Here is a 12,130-nt window from a genome sequence, read left to right on the forward strand (position 1 = left end):
GCCTTGTTAACGAACGAATTCTGAACTCAAAATGCCAACTTCCCCCTTCAAGACCAATCTGCGAAAAAAGCTCAAACAAGTTCGCGACAGCCTTCCTATCGATCCTTGCGTATCGACAGCTGTCATTGATAATTTAAATAGTTGGATGACAGGGCAAAACTACTCCATCGTTGGTTTTTATCTTCCAATTTTTCACGAAGTTGATTTAGCGCCGTTCATGGCTACCTGGCTTGAAAAAAATCCGGGAAAAAAAGCTGCAATACCGGTCATTGAAAACAGCCAGATGTTTTTTGCCGAATGGTCTCCGGAAACAAAACTGACCAAAGGCATTTTCAATACTTTGGTTCCGCAAACCATCCGAAAAATTACTCCAGATCTTTTACTTATTCCCTGCCTGGGTTTTGACAAGTCAAATTACAGGCTCGGTTATGGAGGCGGGTGGTATGACCGTTATTTATCTCAGACAAATCCTCGGCCATTTACTGTTGGAATAGCTTACTCTCAGTGCAGAATTGAAACTATTGAGCCTGAGGAAACCGATATTCCACTTGGCCTAATAATCACGGATGAAAACAGAAACTAGGGAACTTTTCGGATTTTGACCGTCCCGTAAGAGGCTACATTTCCTCGGGCTAATGAAGAAGTCGGAACGTCTTTGACCAGTGTATTTGAGCAGCCTCCGACATCCTTATTCGCTATGGGGAAAAACATTCCTCCGTGACACACTGCCACAGCACCGACTGCGACATCCTCTGACAGCTCAACAGTCGCGACAACAATTCCTCGGGAGTTATAAAGTTCAACTTTTTCACCGTCCCGTAAGCCAAGCTTTTTTCCGTCTTCTCGATTGATTCTGACTTTTTCGGAGACTTGAGGCCCGTCAAAAGTTGCCTCTAGATTATGGAGTTGGCTATGCAGGCGATCTGAGGCTTTGAGGCTTACTAGGAAGAATTCGTTTTCAGCGGCCGGCAGCTCTTCAGGTCTGAAATACATGGGATATCCGCGGCAATCTTCATAGCCGAATGAATCAATGGTCGGACTGAAAAGCTGGAACTTGCCGCTTTCAGTTCTTAGGGGAGTCCCTTTCGGAGAGCTTATGAAATCTGAAAAAGCAACATACTCTGCTTCTTCAGAAGCCTCCGGATACAACACGTATCCTTGCTTCCAAAATTCTTCAAAAGCCGGAAGCTCAACGCCAATCTTCTTATTTGCCGCCAATGTATCGTTGTAAATTTTTCTGATCCAGCCGGCTTCATCTAGACCCTCGGTGAAAGCTTCTTTCAGTCCCAGTTTTTCTGCCAAAAGCTTATAGATTTCATAGTCTGATTTTGCTTCTCCTGGAGCCTCAACGGCTTTATGCATAGCGACTATGCCATCATTGGCGTAGGTACCTATTCCTACGATGTCGTTTCTTTCAAGTGTGGTTGAGGCTGGCAGAACGATATCAGCATGTCTTGCCGTCGCACTCCAAACATGGTCAGATACAACGACAGTCTCAGGAATGCTCCATGCTGTCTTAAGCCGATTAGTTTCGGGCTGATGAGAAAATGGATTACCTCCGGTCCACATCACCATTTTGACTTCAGGATACTTAACTTTTTTGCCGTTGAAATCAATAACCTTTTCAGGATTCAAGAAACAATCTACGAAAGAAGCGACCGGTATCTTCTGAGAAAATTCTTCAGGCTTTTTGTAAAGCCAAACCGGAGCAACTCTAGAAGAAATTCCTCTCGGTTGTATTCCTTTTCGAACAGGAACACCTCCGTCAGAATAATGGTAAGTTGATCCAATTCCTCCGCCCGGTAAACCAATTTGTCCGAGCACACAGGCCAATGCGTATGCCATCCATGGAAATTGCTCACCGTAACGTGCTCTCTGAGGCCCCCAGCCAATCATCAGCATCGTCCGATGAGTTGCCAAATCTTGGGCGAGATTACGAATGATAGAAGCTTGAATACCGGTTTCTTCCTCAGCCCATTCTGAGTTTTTTTCGACGCCGTCAGTTAAGCCCAAAATGTAGTTTTTCAGTTCATCGAAACCGAACGTATATTTATCCAGAAAACTCTTATTCGCCATACCGGCTGTAATGAGCTCATGCATCAATGCAAGCATCAGAGCGGCATCTGTACCGGGCTTTGGGGCTATCCAATCATTCTCAAGAAACTTTGAAGTCTCGGGACGAACGGGATTTATGCTGTAGGTCTTGATGGAGGAAGATTTGAGTTGATCTAAAAATTTCTGTGCTCGATGAAGCGGTGTCATCCAGTCGATGTCTCCGGTGACCAACGGATCGCATCCCCAAAAAACAATTCGTTCACTGTGTTTGAGAATATTCGGCCACGCCGTACTTTTCGGAATGGAGCTGCCGGCAACGTAAGGAAGAATAGTCGCAATGGCACCTGTCGAATAGCTGTTAGCGCATTCAACAAAGCCTCCGCAAAGATTCAACAAACGTTGCTGTAAGGTATGTGCGCTATGAACCAGACCAGAAGACTTCCAGCCATAAGAGCGCCCAAACATTGCCGCAGGTCCAAAGTCTTTATAAATTCTTTTGATCTCACCAGCTACCAAGTCAAGAGCTTGATCCCAAGTGACCTGAACCCATTCATCCTTGCCTCTTTTTTCAGAACTGGCGGGACCGTTCTCTAAATATTCCTTGCGAACATAAGGATGCAGAATTCTGTTCGGAGACGTTTGAAGTTTAACTAGCTTTTTAAGATTCTTTGATGGAGCAGAATCTTTCTCGAACGGCTGCACATCAACCACTCTGCCGTCTTGAACGATCGGGCGAAAAATTCCCCAATGACTGGCTGATATCAATTGATTACTACATACATCAAGTGGTTTTATCTTCTTCTCCGCCGACTCCATCGAACCTTTCCTCCCTACAAATCAGCCCAACCAGATTTGATTCTGATTGGGCAGCTTCGAAAACTCTTATAAGTTATTCTTCTTCATGCATTGCCAAGCGAATAGCTTCAATCTGCTCTTCCGTTACTCCGTCAGAAAGCTTGCAGTAGCATTCTTGGAAAGCTTTAAGTCCGTTTGCCTTGAAGCAGCAAAGAAGCTTGCCTAAATCTCTGCCGTTCTCTAAACAACCTCCTGTCATAAGAACGTTGCCTTTTTCGTCTTGAAGGTTGAAATAGAACATCCCGTCCTTCTCACGATACTGTTTGAATTTAGGGCAACTCTTCTTCTTGGCTTTCTTCTGTTCAGCTTTTTCTTGGACCGGCTTGAATCTTCTTAAGCCGACGGCATTTCTTACTTCTTCAATCAATGCCTGACTCATTGGTCTCAAGCGGGCGGCGCCTTCCATAAGAATATCTTCCACAACCTGTGGGTTTCTCATGAGTTCTTCGTACTTAGCGCGCTTCGGACCAATTTCTGCGTTAATCTGCTTGAATACGATTTCTTTTGCCTCGCCCCAGCCGAGTCCATCTCTCAATTTATTAGCGAACTCTTCTTTTTCTGACGGTGTGGCGAATGCATCATAAACCTGAGTAAGAGAGGTAGAACAAGGATCTTTTGGCTCTCCCGGTTCTTTACAGTCTGTCACCACCTTGAGAATAGCTGCCTTAAGAGCTTTTTCTCCGCCTTCAAAAAGAGGTATGACGTTGTCATAGCTCTTGCTCATTTTTCTGCCGTCCAGGCCCGGCAACACAGCGACTTCTTCATCAATAAAAGCTTCCGGCAGCGTGAAAATTTCTTTTCCGTAGAGCTGATTGAAACGCTGAGCAATATCTCTGCACATTTCAACGTGCTGGATTTGATCCCTGCCGACCGGAATATAGTTGGCATTAAACATCAGAATGTCGGCAGCCATCAAAATCGGATAGCAATAAAGCCCCATAGACACATTGTTGTCAGGATCTTCCCCGGCAGCAACGTTGTCGTCTACTTTTGCCTTATATGCATGAGCTCTGTTCATCAATCCCTTAGAAGTGATGCAATTAAGAATCCAATTCAATTCAGGGACTTCTAAGATGTCGCTTTGGCGGTAGAAATGAACATGATTAGGATCTAACCCGCAGGCAAGCCAGGTTGCAGCAATTTGCATACGGCTCTTTTCAATTCTGTCAGGATCTCTGGTCTTGATGAGAGCATGATAATCAGAGATGAAATAGAAGCTCTCAGTATTGGGGAGCTTTGCTTTTTCAATCGCTGGTCTGATGCAACCAACATAGTTACCCAGGTGAAGGGTACCGCTGGGTGTGATTCCCGTTAAAAATCTTGTTTTCATAATTCAGCCAATTCTTCTAGATACACCGTTGAGGAATTCTATATCGAAAAATCTACTTCAGTAACGCCGAGGGCCCTCTCTTCCCTCCAACCTTCCTCAGTACCATTCTCGAGTTGGGAGAAGTAAGAAAAATAGCGGTTTTTTGTGTTCCTGGAATGGACTCGCTCCATCTACGCAGAACATCTTTCCGCTAAGTACTGAATCAACATTCTGACTCCAACCGGTAGAGAAACCTCGTCTTGGATTGTGAAATCGGTTTTATGGTGGCCGTGATGGTTACAGCCGAATAAAAAGTATCCGGCCTTTCCGCCTCTGTCACGTACTCGCTTAATGAGCCAAGTACAATCCTCAGAAGCTGCTATATCGTTGTAATAGGCAACTCGATCAACTGACTCAACCTGCTCAGCAATTTTTTGAAGTCGGAGAGAGATCTCATGATCCGTTTCCAAATTAACAGCCGACCCAACCGTCTCAATTCGAGCCTTCACATCAAAAGCTTCTGCAGCAGAATTTACGATCCTGCAGACATGATTGACCATATACTGGTCAAGCTCTCCTGTCTCTCCTCTGGTTTCAATTTCCATTACTGCGTGTGCCGGAATAACATTTCGGCTTTCGCCTGCAATAAGCTTCCCAACGCAAACACGAGTCAAGCCTTTGCTGTGCCGTGGAATCCCAGAGATGAGTGTTGCAGCATTACAAGCCGCCAAGAGGGCACTTTTTCCAGCTTCCGGATTTGATCCGGCATGAGCAGGAACGCCTTCAAATGTTACGTTCAGTTTCGATGTCGCCAAAAAACCTTTCTCGCATATTCCGACTTCGCCTAACTTGCATTTAGTGCCGATATGGAAACACAGCAGTTCATCAACATCGTCCAAGAAGCCTCCGTTTGCTACGGCCAAACCTCCACGGACCCCTTCCTCTGATGGTTGGAACACAAATTTGAATTTTCCACAAAGATTCTCTTGATTTTCAACTATCCATTCAGCGACTGCCAACAAAATAGAGGTATGTGCATCATGACCGCAGGAGTGCATCACCATTGGTATTTCGGAGCAATAGCCTCCTACGACAGCCTCATGGGTGGCATCGTGACTTTCTTGGACCGGAACGGCATCAATATCTGCTCGTATTGCAATGGTTGGCCCTGGTCTGCCGGTATCAAAAATTCCTGCAACACCTGTGTAACCTTGAGTCTTCTCGATGAAAGTTTTTGGGACTCCATGCTCGAGCGCTCTTTGTATGGCTGTTTCTACTTCCTGCTCATCGCGTCCGTGAACAGAAGACCTATCCAAAAAATCGCCGCCTAATTGAAATTCAATCTGAAGCTTTTCCAATCGCTTCGCTATGAAGTAGGTGGTTTCAAACTCCGTCCAACCCAATTCCGGCCGTTTGTGGATTGTCCTGCGATCCGCAATCATCTGTGTAACAAGCTGAAGAGGCAATTCTTGCATGGTGTTCTTTCCGTCACGATGTTCAAAGTATTTAGCTTAATCTTTTGAAAGGTCTGGCGTTCAAGGTCTTCGGGTATTCCTCCATCAAGAAAGTGCTTTAGCGAGCTTTGAAAAAATTCTCTGAGACAAATTTTTATTTGGCGAGGAGATGGTAAGAACTCGAGCGCAAAAAATCCCATCCTTTTAGTGAGGAATGGGATTTTTTTGATCTATGGGAAAAATTACTTATCGAGTCCGGCAGCCTTTCTCAATTCAGCAGCCTTGTCGGTACGTTCCCATGTGAATTCCGGTTCTTCTCTTCCGAAGTGGCCGTATGCGGCTGTCTTGCTGTAAATCGGACGCTGCAGATCAAGCATTTTGATGATGCCGGCAGGACGAAGATCAAAATGTTCGCGAACTAATTCAGCGATCTTTTCATCAGGAATAACGCCTGTGCCTTCCGTGTAGACCGTAATATTGACGGGTTTTGCAACACCGATAGCATATGCAACTTGAATTTGGCACTGACGTGCAAGTCCGGCAGCGACAATATTCTTCGCGACGTAACGGCAAGCATAAGCAGCAGAGCGGTCAACCTTAGTCGGATCTTTACCGGAGAAAGCACCGCCGCCGTGCGGGCAAGCGCCGCCGTATGTGTCAACGATGATCTTACGGCCTGTTAAACCGCAATCGCCCTGCGGACCGCCGATAACGAAACGGCCTGTCGGGTTGATCAAGAACTTGGTGTCCTTGAGCATTTCAGGCGGGAATACCGGACGAATGATTTTGTCAATAACTGCCTGAACGAATTCAGGCTTCATTTTTTCTCCGTCGCTCATCTCTGGAGCATGCTGAGTAGACAGAACAACGGTTTCAACGGAATCAGGTTTGCCGTCAACATAGCGCATTGTGACCTGGCTCTTAGCGTCCGGACGCAGATAAGGCATTTCACCGCTGCGGCGCATCAAAGACTGCTGTTCAACAAGTCTATGGGCGTAGTAAATCGGAGCCGGCATCAATGCATCTGTTTCATCGCAGGCATAACCGAACATCAAACCTTGGTCACCGGCGCCTTTTTCCAAAGGATCGTCCTGAGCGTTGTTGACGCCCTGAGCAATGTCAGGAGATTGTTTGTCGTAAGCCACTAATACGGCGCAGCCTTTGTGGTCAATACCGTAGCTGCTGTCGTCATAGCCGATTCTCTTTAACGTAGCGCGAACGATGTCAGTGTAATTGACGTTGGCTGTCGTGGAGATTTCACCGGCCAACATAACGGTACCGGTTGTACACAAAGTCTCGGCTGCCACTCTGGCGGTTGGATCTTGTTCAAGAATGGCATCAAGAATTGCGTCGGAAATCTGGTCTGCCACCTTATCAGGATGGCCTTCTGATACGGACTCAGAAGTAAATAAGTATTCGTTTTTAGACATTTGCTGTCACCTAAAAAAATATTTAACACAAAGGAGACAGCGTCATTGAAGAGCTTCTTCAAGACGCTTTAGCGGTTATTTAGCCTTCCGGCAGCGCTCCGCAAGTTGTCCTTTAACTCAGCGCCCGAGAACTATAATCTTTCGCAATGCGAAATACAATCCTAGTTCTTACGTAGAATTGGACTTTAACAGAAAAATATTTCAAAGAACTTAAAAATGGCGAAGAAAAAATCTGCTTTGAACCGTTTCTTTTCTCGGTGTGCTATTGCCATGATGAAGTCAACCTCCGGCTGGAAACAGTCCTCCAGAACCAGAGTTGCTAATTGGCTTGCCGCCGTAGCATGGTATGCCATACCGAAAAGAAGAAAAGTCACACTCCGCAACCTGGAACTGTGCTTCCCGGACTGGCCGGCAGAAAAGAGAGAAGAAATCGCAAAAGGCGTATTCCGAAATCTCTTGAGAGCAGCCATTGACCATAGCGTCCTCATTAAGGGTACGCGTGAAGAAGTTCAAAATTACGTTAAGTTTGAAGGGAAAGAAGAGTTCCTAAAACTGACTCAAGAACATCCGGTCATCGTGGTCACTCCCCACTTTGTTGGCTTAGACCAGGGAGGAATCGGCATCAACACGTTCTATCGGGGCTGCTCTCTTTATCAGCCGCAGTCCAATCCGCTTTGGGATAAGGTTTTCTACGATGCCAGAAAAAGATTTTCCAACCCTGTCCTAATCCCGAAATCCAATTCCGCAATGAAGGAAGTAATTCGCGCTATCCGTTCCGGTTTATCTTTTTACTACCTCCCGGATATGGATCACGGCAAAAGAAACTCCATCTTTGTTCCTTTTTTCGGCGTCCCGGCCGCCACTCTCCCAATGGTCTCAAAGCTCGCTAAACTGACCAAGGCCAAAGTCATTTGGGGAATTGCGGAAACAACTCCGGAAGGCTACACCATGCATCTCTCCGCCCCTTTGGAGAATTTTCCTACGGATGACGCTGAAGCAGATACCCTCCGCATAACTCAAGAATTGGAAAAATTTATTCTGAAACACCCCGATCAATATCTGTGGTCGCACAGAAGATTCAAAACTAGGCCGGACGGAGAACCCTCCGTATACGAAAACCTGTGAAGAACCGCGTCCAAGGCCTTAAAATAGTCGTTTAACTCCCGACTTTTCTAAGAGGTCTTCGTGAAGATTAAGTTTTCAAAAATGCAGGGTGCCGGCAACGATTTTGTCGTTATCGACTCGACCAAAGAACAATTCAGCTTGTCGCCGGAAAATATTAGATTTTTAGCCGACAGGCACTTCGGAGTCGGTGCTGACCAAGTCCTAGTCATCGAGAAAACCGCACTTCCAGACGTTGACTTCAAGTACAGAATTTTCAACCACGACGGCGGAGAAGTTGAACAGTGCGGCAACGGCGCAAGGTGTTTTGCCCGATATGTTCACGACAAAGGCCTCACGGATAAGAAGAAAATCAAGGTAGAAACCGTCAAAGAAATCATTGAACCGGAGTTATTGGACGATGGCTCTGTTAGAGTCATGATGAATACTCCTTCTTTCCGTCCTTCCGATCTGCCGTTTAATCCCAAAGGCCTTCCCGAGAGAGAAATCAACGGAGAAAAGCAGTGGGCCGTGTCCTTTCAAGGAAAACTTTGGTGGTTCTCTATCTCCTCCATCGGCAATCCCCACGTCACTATTCAAGTTGAAAATTTAGACGAGACTCCGATTAAAGAGCTTGGTTCTTTCATAGAAAACCACCCGGCCTTCCCTGCCCGCGTAAATGTCGGTTTCCTTCAAATCCAAGATCCTCATCACGGTAAATTCGCCGTATGGGAAAGAGGAGCCGGACAGACTTTAGCTTGCGGGACGGGAAACTGTGCCGCTGCAGCAACCGCTATCAAAAACGAGGCGATGGAAAGTCCTGTGACGCTGGAAAATCTTGGCGGTATCTTAACCCTTGAATGGGAAGGAGAAGGGATGAATATTTACCTCCGCGGTCCTGCCGAAATGGTTTTTGACAGTGAAATCGAAATATAGATGAGGCGCTATGGCAGACGATATTGAACTTCCTGAAGGATTTGATCCTGCTCAGTTTGTCAAAGATTATCTGTTGAAGAATCCGGAATATTTCCGTACTCATTCAGATGTTTTTTGCAGACTGGTACCGCCGCGCCAAAATCGAGAAGGGACTCGAAGCATTATTGAATGCCAAAACGAAGTTCTAAGAGCAAGTCTCACGACTTATGAACTCCGTGAGGAAGAAATCGCCGCGCGTGAAAGGGAGCTGGAAAGAAAACAAGCCGGCTTGTCAAAATCTCTTCTTGAGATGGCGGTAGCCCTCGTCGCAGTCACAAAAGACTACCAGATCCCAGGAATCCTATTGGAACAATTCAAAAAGTTCTTTAAGGTCCAGCACGGCATCCTTCGTCTTTGGCTTTACCGTACGGAATTTGAAGGGCAGGCCTTTACCAAGCGCTTCTCTGAAGAGGTTGAATCAGAGATCTCCGAAATGCCTGAAATGTTTATCGGAGAAAATTCGGGTTCGGAAATTGCCTCTTGGTTCGGTGTACCAATCTCCGAAACCAAAGGAGTCATTCTCATTCCAATTAAAGCGCCAAATGGGATAACATTCGGTGCAATTTGTCTAGCTTCGCCTGACGTTTCTACATTCAAGGCCCCTGACGTTCAAGATTTCTTGTCAGGTGCGCTGCCGCTTGCTGAGGCAGCCTTGCTGCGTTTAACCAGATAACTCATATGAAAACTAATATTCCTACTTTAATTCTTAAACCCGGAAAAGAGCGTGCTCTTCTCAGAAGACATCCGTGGGTTTATTCCACCGGCGTAGCTAATGTAAAAGGGAAACCTCAGAGTGGCGACACCATCAAGATCGTGGACAACAAAGGTAACTTTTTAGCCTGGGGTGCTTATTCTCCCGAATCTGCCTTACGCGCCCGCTGCTGGTCGTTTAACGAACAGGATGTCATCAATGAAGAATGGATTCGTGCACGCGTATTCGAAGCTATTCGCGCCCGCGATAATCTCAAGAGCCGTACCAATGCGATTCGCTTGATCTTTGGCGAGGCCGATTTCTTGCCGGGGCTCATCGTTGACCAATACGACACACAGTTGGTCACACAATTTCAGGCTGCAGGTGTAGAAAAATGGCGTCCTGAAATTGGAAAAGCCTTGACCGATGCCACCGGATTTACACAGGTTTTCGACAGATCTGACGCAGCTACACGCGCCCGCGAAGGCCTCCCGGAAAGAAAAGAAGTCCTTGAGGGCGAGGAACCTCCGGAAAAAATTCAAATCAATGAAGACGGAATTCTTTACGGCGTAGATGTCCGTATGGGCCATAAGACCGGTTTCTATGTTGACCAGCGAGACAATCGCCGCCTTGCACGCCAATTAGCGGAAACCTTCCGAAAAGTTCACGGCAGAGGCATGCGTGCTTTGAATTGTTTCTGCTACACCGGCGGCTTCTCGCTTGCTTTAGCTAAAGGGGGTGCTGAAGAAGTCATTTCTATCGACTCTTCTGCCGATGCCCTTGAAATGGCTAAGTCCAACGCCAAACTCAACGGATTTAACGAATCTCAGATGAAATGGGTTGAGGCTAACGTCTTCGAGCAGCTCAGAAAATATAGAGATGCCGGAGAAAAATTTGATTTGGTGATTTTGGACCCGCCGAAGTTCGCTTCCAGCCACCACCATGTAGAGAAAGCCGCCAGAGCATATAAAGACATCAACCTCAATGGATTGAGACTCTTAAACGAAGGCGCCCAGCTTTTGACTTTCTCCTGCTCAGGTGCAATTGACGTCGACTTATTCCAAAAAATCGTTGCAGGTGCGGTAATTGATGCAAAGACTGATGCATGGATGATTTCAAGACTGGGGGCAGGATCTGACCATCCTCTCTTAATGACTCATCCGGAAGGCGAATATCTGAAGGGGCTTCACTTAGTCAGCCGCGGCGCCAATACCGCCGGCTAACAAAAACCGACAAAGAAACGGGAGCTGCAAAGCTCCTTTTTCTTTTGTCCGTATTAGAAATAGCGAATCGGACCGCTCAAATTCTTCAGCAAGGCCAGAACACTCAAGGCCGCAGACACGCTGGATTTTGGATTGGCTTTATCCGGCTTGCTTTCAAAACTCAATGTGGCATTTAGAGTCTCGGAACGCACGCGGATAATATGTTCATTACTGGTACGGCCAGGCTCAGAAACCAAATTAGCTCGGATCTGTTCAGATTCAGACGCTAATTGAGTTGCAATGGCAACATTGACGTTCTTCGGAAAACCTTTAATAGCGTCTTGTGCCGTACCGTCAAAGGCAATTTCTCTCTCCGTCTTCGATAGAAGTCTTCCGTGCAGTCCCGGCGAACCTTCAAGTCCTTTCGGATTTTTGCATGTTTCGATTGAGACTGAATACAGATAATCAGAAAAGCTCAAGGTCTGGAGAAAATCAAGGCCGCCGATTGCACCGTTCGCGACATACAAAGCAGCTCCCGAAAGCTCAGCCTCAGCTTTGACTTGTTCAAGAAAATGATTATCGGCCAGCGCACCAATAGAAATAGAGACGTAGTTTTTGCCGTTCTTTAGGACAGGAATACAAGTTTCTTTGACCGCGCCGCCTCCTGCCAGCTCAACGACATATTCACCGGCGCAAGCAAGAAAATCTTCAAAATCAGTTTCTACCTTAAGTCCAAACCGTTCTTCAAAAGCATTTTTGCTTTTTCCTTCTCTGCCGTAAACGCTGATGAGCTCCCACTCATTGCCTAACTTCCAAAAATTTTGTACAAAAATCGAAGCTAAGGCGCCGCATCCGATAAGAGAAACAGTTCCCATAATGTTTCCTTTAGGTTTTACGGTTAATCTTATCAGACCGACCCGTAAAACACCGTCCTTTAGGACGGTGATATAAGGGTCGAATATAATAATTTTTTCAGTAAGGCGTATTCTGTTGTTCAATGTACTGTTTGATAATAGAAATAGGTGCACCCCCACAACTTGCAGCAAAATAAGAAGGAG

At 46.2% G+C, this 12,130-nt stretch carries 10 protein-coding genes and 1 pseudogene; 5 read left to right on the forward strand and 6 right to left on the reverse strand.

The features are described from left to right. Positions 1–31 precede the first annotated feature (31 nt). Positions 32–583, forward strand: coding sequence for a 5-formyltetrahydrofolate cyclo-ligase (locus RDK53_RS09560; protein WP_308514342.1), 552 nt, complete (start codon positions 32–34; stop codon positions 581–583). Here RDK53_RS09560 and RDK53_RS09565 read toward each other — a convergent pair. From RDK53_RS09565 to metK, 4 genes are all read right to left on the reverse strand, one after another. Next, complete coding sequence (locus tag RDK53_RS09565) at positions 580–2,871, reverse strand: molybdopterin-dependent oxidoreductase (protein ID WP_308514343.1); 2,292 nt, start codon at positions 2,869–2,871, stop codon at positions 580–582. The genes RDK53_RS09560 and RDK53_RS09565 overlap by 4 nt on opposite strands. Before the next feature lie 73 nt (positions 2,872–2,944). Then, complete coding sequence (locus tag RDK53_RS09570) at positions 2,945–4,240, reverse strand: tryptophan--tRNA ligase (RefSeq protein WP_308514344.1); 1,296 nt, start codon at positions 4,238–4,240, stop codon at positions 2,945–2,947. A gap of 170 nt (positions 4,241–4,410) precedes the next feature. Next, a complete protein-coding gene (locus RDK53_RS09575) occupies positions 4,411–5,694 on the reverse strand; it encodes an amidohydrolase (RefSeq protein ID WP_308514345.1) in 1,284 nt (427 codons plus the stop codon). Between the two features lie 221 nt (positions 5,695–5,915). Then, entirely contained in the window at positions 5,916–7,103 is a 1,188-nt protein-coding gene (gene metK, locus RDK53_RS09580) for a methionine adenosyltransferase (RefSeq protein WP_066594269.1), read from the reverse strand. Positions 7,104–7,319: 216 nt separating this feature from the next. On the opposite strand from metK, the gene RDK53_RS09585 reads away from it, so the two are divergent. The 4 genes from RDK53_RS09585 to RDK53_RS09600 are packed head-to-tail and all read left to right on the forward strand — an operon-like array spanning position 7,320 to position 11,093. Next, positions 7,320–8,228: a lysophospholipid acyltransferase family protein gene (locus tag RDK53_RS09585; protein WP_308514346.1), complete on the forward strand. Its 909-nt coding sequence runs from the start codon at positions 7,320–7,322 to the stop codon at positions 8,226–8,228. 60 nt (positions 8,229–8,288) lie between these two features. Further along, positions 8,289–9,140, forward strand: coding sequence for a diaminopimelate epimerase (gene dapF, locus RDK53_RS09590; RefSeq protein ID WP_308514347.1), 852 nt, complete (start codon positions 8,289–8,291; stop codon positions 9,138–9,140). Between the two features lie 10 nt (positions 9,141–9,150). Next, on the forward strand, positions 9,151–9,852 hold the full coding sequence (locus RDK53_RS09595) for a hypothetical protein (RefSeq protein ID WP_308514348.1): 702 nt from the start codon (positions 9,151–9,153) through the stop codon (positions 9,850–9,852). A 5-nt stretch (positions 9,853–9,857) separates the two neighbouring features. Then, on the forward strand, positions 9,858–11,093 hold the full coding sequence (locus tag RDK53_RS09600) for a class I SAM-dependent rRNA methyltransferase (protein WP_374041583.1): 1,236 nt from the start codon (positions 9,858–9,860) through the stop codon (positions 11,091–11,093). A gap of 53 nt (positions 11,094–11,146) precedes the next feature. On the opposite strand, the gene RDK53_RS09605 is transcribed toward RDK53_RS09600, so the two are convergent. Together RDK53_RS09605 and RDK53_RS09610 are read right to left on the reverse strand one after the other, a co-directional pair. Further along, on the reverse strand, positions 11,147–11,947 hold the full coding sequence (locus tag RDK53_RS09605; protein ID WP_308514349.1) for an aspartate dehydrogenase domain-containing protein: 801 nt from the start codon (positions 11,945–11,947) through the stop codon (positions 11,147–11,149). Between the two features lie 97 nt (positions 11,948–12,044). Beyond that, a pseudogene (locus RDK53_RS09610) lies at positions 12,045–12,130 on the reverse strand (IS200/IS605 family transposase); the annotation flags it as partial.

It is taken from the genome of uncultured Turicimonas sp. (genome assembly GCF_902477955.1).
Lineage (GTDB): Bacteria > Pseudomonadota > Gammaproteobacteria > Burkholderiales > Burkholderiaceae_F > Turicimonas.